This window comes from Viridibacillus sp. FSL H8-0110, assembly GCF_038003565.1.
Lineage (GTDB): Bacteria > Bacillota > Bacilli > Bacillales_A > Planococcaceae > Viridibacillus > Viridibacillus arenosi.
In genome coordinates this window covers 392,047-406,155 of the sequence record NZ_JBBOPJ010000001.1, presented here as the reverse complement: position 1 = coordinate 406,155, position 14,109 = coordinate 392,047, and the positions used below count along the sequence as shown (strand labels likewise).

The following is a 14,109-nucleotide window of genomic DNA, read 5'->3' as shown; positions in this document are numbered from 1 at the left end:
AGAAAAATGTCTCAGCTCATAAATTATTATTGGAAAATCTCGTTAAATTTCGTTAAAATATCGATTTGCTTTGTCTCTGCGCCTTTCCAATTCACAGTTAGTTGAGGAATTTCATCCAATGCTGCGCGATCCTTCACCGGAATTTCTTTGTTCCCCGGAAGTAAATAAGCATCTGTTACTAGCTTTTGACCTTCATCTGAAAGTAAGAAATTAACGTAAGCTTGAGCTCCATCTACATTTTTTGCATCTTTCATAATTCCAACTGCTCGTGGGCTGACAACTGTTCCACTTTTCGGGTAAACAATTTCTACAGGCTCTCCATCTGCTTTTGCTTTATAGGCCATGTAATCTACTCCAGAAATTGTTGCATCTTTATCTCCAGTAATAACTGAGTCTAATGCTTCCTTATTTGCACCATTTACTTGTAAACCATTTGTTTTCCATGATTGAACAATGTCCCAACCAGTTTTTTCTGCTTCCGTATATCCATAGATGAAATCAACAGCTGAACCCGACAGACTCGGATCTGGAATATTGATTTTATCTTTCCATTCAGCTTTCGCTAAATCAGACCATTCGCTTGGAGCTGATTTTGCATTTTTAGTATTGTAAGCAATTCCTAAAGCTGATGCACTGTAGCCATAATAATAGCCTTCTGCGTCCGACCAATCGCTATTGATTTTACCTGCATTTTCAGCGTCTTTATAACTTTGAAGTTGATTGGCTTCTTTCATCCCATCCATTGAAGCTACTGAAGCTAATACGACAACATCTGCAACAGGGTTTGTTTTCTCTGCTTCTAAGCGAGATAAAATTTTCCCTGTTGTTCCTTGGAACATCTCTACCTTCATTCCTGTTTTTTCTTCGAATGCTTGTTGTACATTTGCTGCCAAACCATCTGGTCCAGCAGAATAAACTGTTAGTGTTTTATTTTCTTTAGATTGTGCGCTTGCTTCACCATCATTTGTGGCTGTGTCACTATTTCCACACCCAGCTAATGCTAATGTCAAAAGTGTTCCAACTGTTGCTATCATTTTTAAACTACGTTTCTTCAATGTAATCCCTCCAATTGATAAATTTGTTTTTCATCTATAAAAACTTTAAGCTGTTTTCCTTTTTCGAGCGGAGCGTTTTCGTAAAAGCTCCATTGATTGCCTTCTACTTCTGCTTGAACTAAATATCGATCTCCGATAAAAGTACTTTTCACTATTTTTGCTTGTTTTGCTATAGCCCCTAATTGTGAATGTCTTGATACTCCTTCAGGGCGAACAATACGGCTACCTTTATCAACCCAATTTACTTTTCCGATAAAGTCTGCCACATAAGGTGTAGCTGGTGATTGATAGATTTCTTGTGGTGAACCTACCTGTGCAATTCTCCCTGCCTCCATCACGATAATTTGATCAGACATTGTCATAGCCTCTGTTTGATCATGTGTGACAAAGATAGCTTGACAATCTAGCTCATGAATAATATGCATAATCTCTTCTTGCATCTTTTCTCGAAGAACTGCATCTAATGCTGATAAAGGTTCATCAAATAGAATTAGTTTTGGATTAGTTGCAAGAGCCCTAGCAAGTGCCACGCGTTGCTGCTGACCTCCTGATAATTCGCCAGGTTTACGTCTCTCGAAACCCTCCATTTTCACCATTCGCATAACATAATCTACACGTTCCTTAATTTCTGACTTGGGCAATACCCCCTTTAATGCAAAAGCAATATTCTGAAAAATAGTCATATGTGGCCAAAGTGCAAAGTCTTGAAAGACCATTGCAATATTACGCTTATTTGGTCTAATGTTCTTACGAAGATCTGACGAATAGATAACTGTTTCGTCAAATCTGATTTCACCATTTGTTGGCTTCTCTAAACCAGCTAGTATTTTTAATAACGTAGTTTTACCACAACCCGATTGACCTAAAATTGTTACAAACTTACTGTCTAGTTCTACATTAATCGGCCAGAGTGCTTGAGATTTCCCATACTTCTTTTCTATATTCGTAATCGAGATTTTCATAATGCCCTCCTCGTCTATAACCACTATAAGATCCAGATATTTAGGAAATATTAACCTAGTATTAACAATTCGTTAAAAAAACTCTAATATACTATAGCCAATGCAAGAGTTTATCTAATTTACTTTAGGAGGATAAAATGAATAATCTCAAATTACAGGCATTTTGCTTGCTCGTAAATTTAAAAAAGCTAGCTCCTGTTGCTAAAGAGCTAGGCATTACTGCGCCTACTGTATCATTTCATATTCGTTCAATAGAAGAAGAATATGGAGTACGATTATTCCGTACAAATGCTGGGGGTTATCGTTTAACTGAGGCGGGAGAAGGACTCTATCACTATGCGCGGCAAATCGTACAGCTACAAAAAGACATGAATCAATTCTTTGAAAACCTAATAGAAGGCAATATCGGCTCAATTCGACTAGGTGCAAGTGGGCTTCCTGCCCATATTTTCATGCCTGATATCATCGATCAAATTTCCACAGCTTATCCAGATATAAGAATTTCTTTAGAAGTAAAGACGGCTCCTGAAATCGAAAGGAAGTTAATACTTCAAGAGCTAGACTTTGGACTTATAATGGAAACAAAACAAGAAGATCAAGCACTCATTTACGAAACTATTGGTGAAGATTCTCTTGTTCTTGCATTAAGTCCCACACACGAACTTGCAACAAAAAAGGACATCTCAAAATCAGATGTCCTTAAAAGCAAAATATTATTGCATACCTCTTCAAGCTCAACTAATCATTTCATCGGAAAGTGGTTAGATCCTTTTGCACCATCTATCTACACAATTGAACTAGATTCAGTTAGTACCATTAAGAAGATGTTAACTTACGGCAAAACATTAGCCTTTATCTCTATTGCTCTAATGGATGAAGAACTAAAATCAGGAACATTACTCAAAAAGGAATTGAACGATATTACTCTAACCCGCAAAATTCAGCTCGTTTACCCTAAGTGTCGCTTAGATAGTAAAATTGATGAGTTTGTAAAGAAAGTGATTCACACTTTAGCATATGACTACAAAGCGAATGATTAATTTTTAGTGGAAGACATAACTATGTTTTCACAATCATTTTTCAGTGTGTTAGATAACGGCTACAAAGCAAAATAATATACATTTTCATTCGGTCAAGGTACCATATATGAATACTAAATTAAAATTCGTACGATTTTATAAATAGTAAGGAGAGAGATAGATGCAAATTATAAATGGTAAAACAGCGCTTATAACTGGTGGAGGACGTGGAATTGGACGTTCTACAGCAATTGCTTTCGCAAAAGAGGGCATTAACATTGGCTTAATTGGCCGAACTCTTGAAAATTTAGAAAATGTAGTAGCTGAACTAAATGAATACGGAGTGAAGGTAGCCATTGCAACAGGTGATGTATCGAATATCGATGAAGCAAATGCAACAGTCGAAAAAATTCGTGGGGAACTTGGTGCTATCGATATTTTAGTAAACAGCGCTGGTATTTCTAAATTCGGAAATTTCCTTGAGCTTGATCCAGAAGAGTGGGCGAAAATCATCCAAGTAAATGTCATGGGCGTATATTACATAACACGTGCTGTACTTCCAGAAATGATTGAACGCCAAACTGGTGATATCATTAATATCTCTTCAACAGCTGGTCAAAAAGGGGCACCTGTTACTAGTGCATACAGTGCTTCAAAAGCTGCTGTTATTGCTCTAAGTGAATCATTAATGCTTGAAGTAAGAAAACATAATATTCGTGTTAGTACCTTAACACCAAGCACTGTTGCTACTGATATGGCAGTCGAACTGAATTTAACTGATGGCAATCCAGATAAAGTAATGCAGCCAGAAGATATTGCAGACTTTATGGTTGCCCAACTTAAATTACACCCAAGAGTTCTTCTAAAATCAGCTGGTTTATGGTCAACAAATCCATAAGTGTTATTATAAAAAAAAGAACCTCCTCACCTTTTTCATAAGATGAGGAGGTTCTTTTGATTTTCAGCTTATACTCTTACTAATTACTGCCCATGAGTAATGGGATTCTAAGACGGATTGATTTCAGAAGAAGCATTATTAAAGGATGTAGACCTATTAGTTTGAGTTGCAGATGTATCGTAAGCAATCAATGTTACACCCAATTTCTCTTCCATTTCATTAATTTCTCTCAATTGTTCATGGTTAAGTTGTGCGTATTTATTTTCTTCCATCTAAACACTCATCCTTTCTGTAAATATAGTCTTTCCACGGAAAAATGGATTATGCAGAAATAATAGATGATATGTAAAAGCAACCTTGCTAAGTATTTGCAAGGTTGCTTTAGATTTTCATTTTGAGCAAGAGTGAATTACAATCATTTTAATAAAGTAACAATCTCTTGCTTAGCAAGTTAAGAACGAATATTCTTGAACGCTTCTGATTGTTCTCTAATTCCTTTTTCTGCAGCGAAACGCTCTATACTTGAGGCACCGAAGAAACCGCAAATACCGTCCACTTTGTTAATTACATATTCAGCATCTGCTGGTTCCGCGATTGGTCCACCATGGCAAATAACTAAAATATCAGGATTGATAGCGCGACCTGCTTCGATAATTTTTTGAATTCGTTCCACACAGTCATCCAATGTTAATGCAGTATGTGCACCAATTGTTCCTTTTGTCGTCAGTCCCATGTGAGCAACTAAGATATCTGCACCTGCTTCAGCCATTTGCTTCGCTTGTTCTTCATCAAACACATAAGGTGTTGTCAACATATCTAATTCATGCGCTTTACGAATCATTTCTACTTCAAGTCCATAACCCATGCCAGTTTCCTCAAGGTTTTGACGGAATACACCATCGATTAAACCAACTGTTGGGAAGTTTTGAACACCGCTGAAACCTTGTTCTTTTAATTGCTTTAAAAAGACATCCATTACACGGAATGGGTCAGTACCATTCACACCTGCTAAAACTGGTGTATCTTTGACTACTGGTAATACTTCATTGCCCATTTCTATAACTATTTGATTTGCATCTCCATAAGATAACAATCCTGCAAGTGAGCCACGACCAGCCATACGGTAACGACCTGAGTTATATACAATTAGCATATCAGCTCCGCCTGCCTCACTACTTTTTGCAGTAATACCTGTACCTGCTCCTACTCCTAATAAGATGTTTCCATTGGAAATTTCTTCAGTAAAACGTGCTAAAATATCTTTTCTATTTAATTGAACCATTTTTGTCACTCCTCTTTATTTGTTCATCATTGCTATTAAGCGCTCAGCTGCTTGTTCTGCAAATGCTTGTGCATTAATATCTAAATCCATTTCAACAATTTCAACTGTTGGATTATCTAATTTTTTACGCAGTGCAGTAAATAACGCAGTGTCCTCTTCAGGACCATAGAAAGACTGTCCTTTTACATCAAGCCCCGATAAACCTTTCAACGGAAGCATTAATACTGTATCTTTTTTTGCCATATTTAACTTTTCAGCAATTACTTCACCAATTCGGTTATTTTCTTCTTCATTTGTTCGCATTAATGTAACTGTTGGATTATGTTTGTAGAAATTACGTCCTCCAAATTTCTCTGGAACAGAATCAAATGGTCCGAAGTTCACCATATCAAGAGCACCTAAAGAAACAACTTGTGGGATACCTTTTTTAGCCGCTGCTTCTAAACGACTTGGTCCAGCAGCTAAAACACCGCCAACTAATTCATCTGCCCATTCAGTAGTGGTGAAGTCTAATACACCATCTATAAATCCTGTTTCGATTAACTGTTCCATTGTCCGTCCACCTACACCAGTAGCATGGAATATCAGTACTTCATATCCGCGGTCCTCCATATATTTCTTAGCGAAATTCACACAAGGAGTTGTTAAACCAAACATTGTAGCTGCTACTAGCGGTTTCTTTTCAAATTTCAAATCATGTTCAAAGTGAAGCATACCCACAATCGCAAAGGCTGCATTTGTAAAAATACGAGTAGAAATGACATTTAGCCCTGCAATATCTACAACAGATGGCATCATCACGATATCGCTTGTTCCAACATATGGCTCAGTGTTACCAGAAGCTACAGTTGAAACCATCACTTTTGGAACACCTATTGGTAATTTACGCATACCTGGTGTCGCAATCGAGGTTCCACCTGTGCCACCGAACGATAGAATGCCATCAAATTTACCTTCAGCATAGAGTTTTGGAATTAGTAGTTCCATACCTTTTGATAGAACCGCTGTAGCATGTGCTCGATCCTTTTTTTCTTGAATTGCTATAATGTCTTCACCAACAATACCTACAACCTCATCATTATTCACATCTGGTTTAAATTGAGGATCAAATACTCCCGTATGAATCGTCAATGTTTGCATTCCTAAAGATTCAATAAGTTCTTTTACAAATAGAAACTCTTGTCCTTTTGTATCGAAGGTACCTGTCAATGCGATTGTTTTCAAGTTCATCTCTCCCTTTTGGTAAATCTATAAATAATGAAGAAAACGCTTTCAAAACTTCTTATCATTAATATACCAATTCATACAGGCAAAATGAATCTGTTTATATTTCATTAACTTTTGTTTATGTTAGATTCTATAAATTCTTTTGGAGAAACGCCTTTATGCTTTTTAAATATGACGCTAAATTGTACATAGTTTGGGTAACCTACCATTTCAGCCACATTCGTTAATGGTAAAGACTGTTTTTTTAATATATCAACAGCTCTATTCAATCTAAATTCAATTAGATATTGTGTAAAAGCCATTCCTACTTCAGATTTAAATAATGTACTTAAATATGAACTTGATAAATTCAACATTTTGGCAATATCCCGTAAATGAATTTGATCCATATAATGAAGGTGAATATATTTCTTCACAAATTCAATATAGTCTCTTTGACTCCCCATCCCATCAATAATCTTCTCTATTAGCTCATCATAATGAAAGTCATCCGATTTCTTAAAAGACTTTGTAACTTGTGTAACTGTTTGTTCAGTAGGTATGCGTTCTATAGAAGAACCGCCAATATATCCCATGATTGATGTACCATCATACATAAATTGGACATCTATTGGTTTATTCACGGGACCACCATATATCATATGTATAACCGGTCTATTAAATTGCTCACAACGTTCAAATATTTCCATTGCAAGATTCTTTGCATGCTGCAATGATAAAATCTTCTTAGCTCCGAGAGAACCACCTACTGTTAGTCCCAAATGCGCGCAAATGATCGCTGCCCCAGCTTTCATCATTTGCTCTGCCTGTTCCACATTAAATACAAAAGCAACAGTAAATAGTCCTCTCTTGTTCGCCATCGCAATAACTTCCACTTCACGTGCATAACTCATCCCATTTTCCTCTAATGCCTCACGAAATTGGCCATCTATTAACCCCACACTCGGGAAATTATTAATACCAGCAAATCCTGCCCTCTCAATTTCATTTAGTTTTTCAGCCAACTCGATTGTGGGATCTGTTGCCTGTAATCCAAAGATTACAGGAATATTATTAACAATAGGGATCAACTCTTTCGATGCATAACTCATAACAAGATCATTGCTATTGTCGTAAGCTAAAAAGCCTCCTAATGAGCTAACACCCATTTGACGAAAGCGCCCGGAACTCAAAGCCAGTATAAAATCCGCTCCACCAACTTCTGCATACTTAGCCGTCATCCCGGAACCTGCTGCTACTCCAATGAGATGGCCGTGCAATTGAAGCTGTTCTTCTAACCTTTTTAATACATGTTCCTTTATATTCACTTCTAACACCACCTAACAAACAATTATTCAAAGTATAGCATTGGTGAATAATCAAATTACAGTATACTCATTATGATGCTGAAAATTTTAGACTTATATTTAAATATGAAGAAAGACAGTACAAATCAGTAAAAATCATAACTATAGATTAAGCAACATTCGAAAAATTCCTTTGTAATCAACTTAGGTTCGTCTTTATTTATGACTTTAATATTATTAATAAAATAAAAAAATTAAGTCAAAGACTGACCGTACTTATTTTCTCTTTTAAGTTGATTGTTTATTAAAAAATGTTATAAACTAAAAGGTATGCAAAAAAGGAGGCAGATAAATGGAATGGATCGGGAATATAGTTGATGAAACAAATAATGTTTTATGGACATATATATTAATCGTATTACTACTAGGTGCTGGTTTGTATTTTACGATTGGAACTAAATTTGTACAGTTTCGTATGTTTGGCGAAATGTTCCGTTTAATAATGGAGAAAAAAGAAAAAGACGAGGGCGTTTCCGCGTTTCAGGCTTTTACTATTAGTACAGCTTCTCGTGTAGGTACAGGAAATATAACAGGAGTAGCACTAGCTATCGGGGTCGGTGGACCTGGAGCTATATTCTGGATGTGGATTATCGCCATTATCGGAATGGCTACCGCGTTTATTGAAAGTACACTTGCACAGGTTTACAAAGTAAGAGATGGTAACTCTTTCCGTGGTGGTCCTGCTTACTACATGGAAAAAGCGCTAGGCCAACGCAAACTGGCAATAGTCTTTAGTATTCTTTTAACTTTAAGCTTTGGTTTTATCTTCAATGCAGTACAGTCCAATACGATTGCTACTTCAGTTGGAGAAGCATTTAATATCGAGCCTTATATCATTGGGATCGTATTAGTTGTGTTAACAGCTATGATTATTTTTGGTGGCGTACATAGAATTGTGAAAGTTACACAAGTAATTGTACCCGTTATGGCCATATTCTATTTACTCATCGCTCTTTACGTGGTCGCAACTAATTTATCGGAAATACCAGGAGTCTTCAGCCTAATTTTATCTGAAGCATTCGGCTTGAAAGAAGCAGCTGGAGGAGCTATTGGGGTTGCAATTATGCAAGGTGTACGCCGCGGCTTATTTTCAAATGAAGCTGGTATGGGTAGTGTACCAAATGCAGCTGCTACTGCAAGTACTTCACATCCTGCAAAACAAGGTCTCGTTCAAAGCCTAGGCGTATTTTTTGATACAATTGTTATTTGTTCTGCTACTGCTTTCATTATTATTTTGGCAGGTCTATATTCAACAGGACCAGATGACGGAATCGTCCTAACTCAAAATTCCTTCGCTGTACATGTAGGAAGTTGGGCTCCATACTTTATAGCAATTGCGATTATTTTCTTCGCATTTAGTTCGATTGTGGGAAATTACTATTATGGTGAAACAAATATCGAATTTATGAACGCACATAAAGGATGGTTAACGGGTTACCGTTTAGTAGTTCTAGGAATGGTCATGTTCGGTTCTGTAGCTCATGTATCACTTGTTTGGAACTTAGCTGATTTATTTATGGGGCTAATGGCGATGTTAAATATCATCATCATTATCTTACTAGGAAAAGTAGCTTTCCGTGTATTGGATGACTTTACCAAACAACGTAAACAAGGTAAAAACCCTTCATTTTATGCAAAATCAATTCCGGGATTAAAAAACACGGAATGTTGGGAAGAAGAAGATAGATAAGAAATAAAAACGTGCAGCACTTGCTTGCACGTTTTTTTATAAGCAAAAATATAATATTTTATATCATCGTTCAAATGAAAGAAGCTGCCCCTTGATTCGTTGGAATAACCAGGAAAATTTCCTGAGCTTTCAATAAAAGCACCTATGTACAAAAAAACTGCACCTTCAATTGTCAGTTTGTATCTAACAATTAGGCACAGTTCAATTTACTCTCCTTTTTATGGCTTTGTTGTTCAGCCAAAGCACGCGTTTACCCCATTTCCCTTATTATTTGCAAGAGATTAATTAATGGAAGTTATACTATGCTTGTGGGAACGTGAACTTGGATTAAATAGGTCTTACCAGAAAAATGCTGAAGCCAAGGCGATTCCAGTAATTGCACCAAGAGCTATGCCAAATCCAAAACCAAATCCACGTCCAAATCCACGTCTGAATCCAAAACCTCCCCCAAAGAATCCCAAACCATAACCACCAAGACCTCCAGTAGGTCGAATCCAGACCATATCTCTATTAACTCTGGTAATTTCCCCTACATGAACTCTACCATCATTGCAAGTAATCCTCACCGTTCTTCCATGAAATCTACAACATTGATCATATATTTGATTCATTTTAATCCTCCTTCCACGACTATTTACATACAAGTATGCTCTGCTAGTATATGGAGGTGATAAATTTACGTAATGGACAATCGTCTAGTGAATAAAGGATTAGTAGCTATTTATATTTATCAAAAGCAATGATGCATCCCATACATATACTAAAAGACATCAAAACTAAAAGGATGAGATATATGTCAGTGATCAAAACGCAACCTTGGCTTTATGAGTTTATTGAACTATGTGAAGAGCAGTCTGGTAAAGGAGCATCTTACTTACAATGTGAGACACTATGCGGACCACTCGAAGGATTAAAGCCTAAGGCCAACCCAGAAGTCTGGCAATATGAACTCCAGAATTATGGACTTTTTGAGCCGTATGAATGGACCAACTTAAAGAGCACCGTAAAGAAGTTAGAAGATCAAAAAGTTTGGCAAATTGTTGAGCAGGAATATCAGTATTTAAGGAGATTATGGAAAGGTCCAAAAGTTTCAATCTATATTTTCCCTATAAAAAACGCGAATATAAAGTCAAGAAAACAAACACCAAGTAAAAACGGTGTGGCCTATAGTGGGGCATTATTTTTATTCGTATCTGTAGATCTTCCAATAACAGAACTAAAGGCTTTATTAGCCCATGAATATAACCATGTTTGTAGAATAAAACATTTAGATTTGGCTTCGAATAAAATTACGTTAAAAGATTCACTCATCATTGAAGGACTTGGAGAATATGCAGTAAAAGATTTGTATGGTGAAAAATGGATTGGTCCTTGGGTCAATCTCTACTCATTTGAAGATGCTTCTGCTATATGGAAACGACGTTTTATACCTTCTTTAAATGTTCAAGACATAAATAATCATTACCCTTTTTTATATGGTAAAGCTAGAGGACCACTGCCAAAATGGATTGGTTATCATCTAGGCTTTCAGATTGTTGATAGCTATCAAAAGAATCACGGTCCCTTTAAAAAGGGCGAGTTATATTATAAATCCTCTGATGAAATAATTGCCGGTTCCAAATTTGCAATTGATGAGTAACTTTAAGGATGCCATTTCAATTCTTTTTTTAAAAGTTATGTTAGAAATAGCATTTAAAAGCTCGATAGCCTATGAAATGACGATAATGATTTATTAATTCGTTATGCTCTTCCAATAAATCAAACAGCTCTTTTTTTATGTTATCCGATTGATTAATATCATCTACTTCACTTGGACTAAGTTCAGATGGTGTATCGATTATTTCAAGACGAGTAAATCCAGCTTGCTGTAACTTAGCCCGCCACTCATCTTCGCTTAAAATTTCTTTGATTCCATATAAATTGCATACTTTTCTCTGCAATTTTTCCGTCAGGTTCTGTTCAGCCGTCATTTCAAGAAGGATCAACCTGCCATCACTTTTCAACACCCTAGCAAGTTCATGTAACGTCTTTTCAATATTTGTGAACACGATAACAGATTCAGCAATGATGAAATCGAAGGAGTCATCCTCAAAATTCAAACATTCCGCGTTCCCTTCCATTACCTTAACTGTGGATGGATCATTCTTAAATCGTTCCACTGCTTTTGCTATCATAATTGGATGTTTATCTATTGCAGTCACTTGGCACTTAAATCTTTTCACCAAGAAAGCTGATGTCTGCCCTGTACCACAACCTACATCTAATACAGATTCACTTGGTTTAATATTTGCGTCTTTTAATATTGATTGGGTTAGATTAAACCCACCAGGATGTGCACCACCAATTCCAAAGTATGCTAATAAGTCTAAGTAAGCATTAGACACTGGATATCCCTCCTATTTTTTATAAAGTTATAGTATGCTTACTCTTTAGATATGTAGATGTATAGAGTAAGCAATGAAAATATTACTTCATAGTAAATAAATTTTGATACTTAAAAAGCAGCCTTGCAGTGATTGCAGGGCTGCTTTTATTATTATTAAAAGTTTATATAAGTAGCATATTTTCTCAAGGAAATATTTTTTCATTAATGTTCAATAGTGCACCAATGCATTTTCTCCTGTGTATTGCTGTAATAGGATATAACTCCGTCACCTTCAGATATATTTCCGTAAAATATATCTAATTTAATAATTTCACATGAATAACCATAAAAGATAAATCAGTATCAATCACTAATAGTAATTTACTATTTAACACTTTACAAAAAACCCCCTCACCAATTCACTTAAGAATTGATAAGGGGGTTTCACTTTAGATGAGTAGTCTAATGCTAGGGTCTTACAAAACAAGGTTAGATAGTGCCTTGCGTTTTTTTAGCGCAGTGAAAGCGTACGAGATGTCTTACCACATTGGTAAGGAACGTAACCTAAGTTCGCGACGTCCTGTCGCAACGATTACGTGATTCGCATCGTGCGAACCCTACATCATACCGCCCATGCCGCCCATATCAGGCATTGCAGGAGCTGCTGCTTCTTTGATGTTTGCTACAACTGCTTCTGTAGTTAAGAATAGAGCTGCTACAGATGCTGCGTTTTGTAGTGCTGAACGAGTTACTTTAGTTGGATCTACGATACCAGCGTCGATCATGTTAACCCATTCGCCGTTTGCTGCGTTGAAACCAATGCCTTTTTCTTCGCGTTTTAGGCGGTCTACGATGATTGAACCTTCAAGACCTGCGTTGTTAGCGATTTGACGAACTGGTTCTTCAAGAGCGCGAAGAACGATTTTAACACCAGTTGCTACGTCGCCTTCGTATGCATCTGCAACTTCAGCTACTTTGTTGTAGATGCTTACTAGTGCAACACCACCACCAGCTACAATACCTTCTTGTACTGCTGCGCGAGTTGAGTTTAGAGCATCTTCAATACGTAGTTTACGTTCTTTAAGTTCTGTTTCAGTTGCAGCACCAACTTTGATAACTGCTACACCACCAGCTAATTTAGCAAGGCGTTCTTGTAGTTTTTCTTTATCGAATTCAGAAGTAGATTCTTCGTATTGTGCACGAATTTGGCCTACGCGAGCTTCGATTGAACCGATTTCGCCAGCGCCTTCTACTACTGTAGTGTGGTCTTTAGTTACAACAACTTTCGCTGCGCGACCAAGCATATCGATTGAAGTTTGTTTAAGATCTAAACCGATATCTTCAGTGATTACTTGTCCACCAGTTAGGATTGCGATATCTTCTAATAGAGCTTTACGACGGTCACCGAATCCAGGAGCTTTAACTGCTACTGCATTGAATGTGCCACGAAGTTTGTTCACTACTAATGTAGCAAGTGCTTCGCCTTCTACGTCTTCAGCAATGATTAAAAGTGGTTTACCTTGTTGAACAACTTGTTCAAGTACTGGTAAAATTTCTTGGATGTTAGCGATTTTCTTGTCAGTGATTAAGATATATGGATTGTCTAGGACAGCTTCCATTTTATCTGTATCAGTAACCATGTAGTGAGATGCATAACCACGGTCGAATTGCATACCTTCTACTACATCAAGTTCAGTAGTGAAGCCTTTTGACTCTTCGATAGTGATAACGCCGTCGTTACCAACACGTTCCATAGCTTCTGCGATTAACTCGCCTACTTCTTCGTCAGCTGCAGAAATAGCCGCTACTTGAGCAATTGCTTCTTTGTTTTCAACTGGTTTAGAAATAGTTTGTAGTTCAGTAATAGCTGTAGCTACTGCTTTGTCGATACCTTTACGAATACCAACTGGGTTAGCACCAGCTGTAACGTTTTTCAATCCTTCACGGATCATTGCTTGCGCAAGAACTGTTGCAGTAGTAGTACCGTCACCAGCGATTTCGTTAGTTTTAGAAGCTACTTCAGATACAAGTTTTGCACCCATGTTTTCGTATGGATCTTCTAACTCGATTTCTTTTGCGATTGTTACACCATCGTTTGTGATTAGTGGTGAGCCAAAAGTTTTTTCTAAAACGACGTTACGTCCTTTAGGTCCTAATGTTACTTTAACAGCATCTGCTAATTTATCTACTCCGCGAAGCATTAAGCTGCGTGCTTCTTCACTAAATTTAATATCTTTTGCCATTGATGCGTACCCCCTGAATAGT

General features: G+C 36.9%; 13 protein-coding genes. 4 read left to right on the top strand and 9 right to left on the bottom strand.

Features of this window, described 5'->3' with window-relative positions:
• Window positions 1-26: 26 nt before the first annotated feature.
• Window positions 27-1,055 (bottom strand): ABC transporter substrate-binding protein, encoded by a 1,029-nt coding sequence (locus tag MHH98_RS02120; protein WP_038179443.1) that lies wholly within the window; start codon window positions 1,053-1,055, stop codon window positions 27-29.
• The gene (locus tag MHH98_RS02115) at window positions 1,052-2,017 is read right to left on the bottom strand and encodes an ABC transporter ATP-binding protein (RefSeq protein ID WP_038179444.1); all 966 of its coding nucleotides are present in this window, start codon (window positions 2,015-2,017) and stop codon (window positions 1,052-1,054) included. Before MHH98_RS02115 ends, MHH98_RS02120 begins: the two co-directional genes overlap by 4 nt.
• Before the next feature lie 137 nt (window positions 2,018-2,154).
• On the opposite strand from MHH98_RS02115, the gene MHH98_RS02110 reads away from it, so the two are divergent.
• Both MHH98_RS02110 and MHH98_RS02105 read left to right on the top strand, forming a co-directional pair.
• Entirely contained in the window at window positions 2,155-3,057 is a 903-nt protein-coding gene (locus tag MHH98_RS02110) for a LysR family transcriptional regulator (RefSeq protein ID WP_038179446.1), read from the top strand.
• 160 nt (window positions 3,058-3,217) lie between these two features.
• Window positions 3,218-3,934 (top strand): 3-ketoacyl-ACP reductase, encoded by a 717-nt coding sequence (locus MHH98_RS02105; protein WP_340712203.1) that lies wholly within the window; start codon window positions 3,218-3,220, stop codon window positions 3,932-3,934.
• 107 nt (window positions 3,935-4,041) lie between these two features.
• Here MHH98_RS02105 and MHH98_RS02100 read toward each other — a convergent pair whose 3' ends face one another.
• From MHH98_RS02100 to MHH98_RS02085, 4 genes are all read right to left on the bottom strand, one after another.
• Complete coding sequence (locus tag MHH98_RS02100) at window positions 4,042-4,206, bottom strand: hypothetical protein (protein ID WP_164491919.1); 165 nt, start codon at window positions 4,204-4,206, stop codon at window positions 4,042-4,044.
• 179 nt (window positions 4,207-4,385) lie between these two features.
• On the bottom strand, window positions 4,386-5,216 hold the full coding sequence (locus MHH98_RS02095; protein WP_038179449.1) for a phosphoenolpyruvate hydrolase family protein: 831 nt from the start codon (window positions 5,214-5,216) through the stop codon (window positions 4,386-4,388).
• 15 nt (window positions 5,217-5,231) lie between these two features.
• Window positions 5,232-6,440 (bottom strand): Tm-1-like ATP-binding domain-containing protein, encoded by a 1,209-nt coding sequence (locus MHH98_RS02090; RefSeq protein ID WP_340712202.1) that lies wholly within the window; start codon window positions 6,438-6,440, stop codon window positions 5,232-5,234.
• 110 nt (window positions 6,441-6,550) lie between these two features.
• Complete coding sequence (locus MHH98_RS02085; protein ID WP_340712201.1) at window positions 6,551-7,750, bottom strand: phosphoenolpyruvate hydrolase family protein; 1,200 nt, start codon at window positions 7,748-7,750, stop codon at window positions 6,551-6,553.
• 331 nt (window positions 7,751-8,081) lie between these two features.
• On the opposite strand from MHH98_RS02085, the gene MHH98_RS02080 reads away from it, so the two are divergent.
• On the top strand, window positions 8,082-9,479 hold the full coding sequence (locus tag MHH98_RS02080) for an alanine/glycine:cation symporter family protein (RefSeq protein ID WP_038179455.1): 1,398 nt from the start codon (window positions 8,082-8,084) through the stop codon (window positions 9,477-9,479).
• Between the two features lie 338 nt (window positions 9,480-9,817).
• Here the strand turns inward: MHH98_RS02080 and MHH98_RS02075 are convergent, their stop codons facing one another.
• The gene (locus MHH98_RS02075; protein WP_038179457.1) at window positions 9,818-10,090 is read right to left on the bottom strand and encodes a hypothetical protein; all 273 of its coding nucleotides are present in this window, start codon (window positions 10,088-10,090) and stop codon (window positions 9,818-9,820) included.
• Between the two features lie 182 nt (window positions 10,091-10,272).
• Between MHH98_RS02075 and MHH98_RS02070 the strand changes: the two genes are divergently transcribed.
• Entirely contained in the window at window positions 10,273-11,118 is an 846-nt protein-coding gene (locus tag MHH98_RS02070; RefSeq protein WP_038179459.1) for a DUF2268 domain-containing protein, read from the top strand.
• Between the two features lie 40 nt (window positions 11,119-11,158).
• On the opposite strand, the gene MHH98_RS02065 is transcribed toward MHH98_RS02070, so the two are convergent.
• Both MHH98_RS02065 and groL read right to left on the bottom strand, forming a co-directional pair.
• Window positions 11,159-11,863 (bottom strand): class I SAM-dependent methyltransferase, encoded by a 705-nt coding sequence (locus tag MHH98_RS02065; RefSeq protein WP_038179461.1) that lies wholly within the window; start codon window positions 11,861-11,863, stop codon window positions 11,159-11,161.
• A gap of 598 nt (window positions 11,864-12,461) precedes the next feature.
• Entirely contained in the window at window positions 12,462-14,087 is a 1,626-nt protein-coding gene (groL, locus tag MHH98_RS02060; protein WP_038179462.1) for a chaperonin GroEL, read from the bottom strand.
• Window positions 14,088-14,109 lie beyond the last annotated feature (22 nt).

Coding starts and splice junctions, on each gene's coding strand:
- MHH98_RS02115 (WP_038179444.1), bottom strand. CDS start 2,017: ATGAAAATCTCGATTACGAATATAGAAAAGAAGTATGGGAAATCTCAA.
- MHH98_RS02110 (WP_038179446.1), top strand. CDS start 2,155: ATGAATAATCTCAAATTACAGGCATTTTGCTTGCTCGTAAATTTAAAA.
- MHH98_RS02105 (WP_340712203.1), top strand. CDS start 3,218: ATGCAAATTATAAATGGTAAAACAGCGCTTATAACTGGTGGAGGACGT.
- MHH98_RS02100 (WP_164491919.1), bottom strand. CDS start 4,206: ATGGAAGAAAATAAATACGCACAACTTAACCATGAACAATTGAGAGAA.
- MHH98_RS02095 (WP_038179449.1), bottom strand. CDS start 5,216: ATGGTTCAATTAAATAGAAAAGATATTTTAGCACGTTTTACTGAAGAA.
- MHH98_RS02080 (WP_038179455.1), top strand. CDS start 8,082: ATGGAATGGATCGGGAATATAGTTGATGAAACAAATAATGTTTTATGG.
- MHH98_RS02075 (WP_038179457.1), bottom strand. CDS start 10,090: ATGAATCAAATATATGATCAATGTTGTAGATTTCATGGAAGAACGGTG.
- MHH98_RS02070 (WP_038179459.1), top strand. CDS start 10,273: ATGTCAGTGATCAAAACGCAACCTTGGCTTTATGAGTTTATTGAACTA.
- groL (WP_038179462.1), bottom strand. CDS start 14,087: ATGGCAAAAGATATTAAATTTAGTGAAGAAGCACGCAGCTTAATGCTT.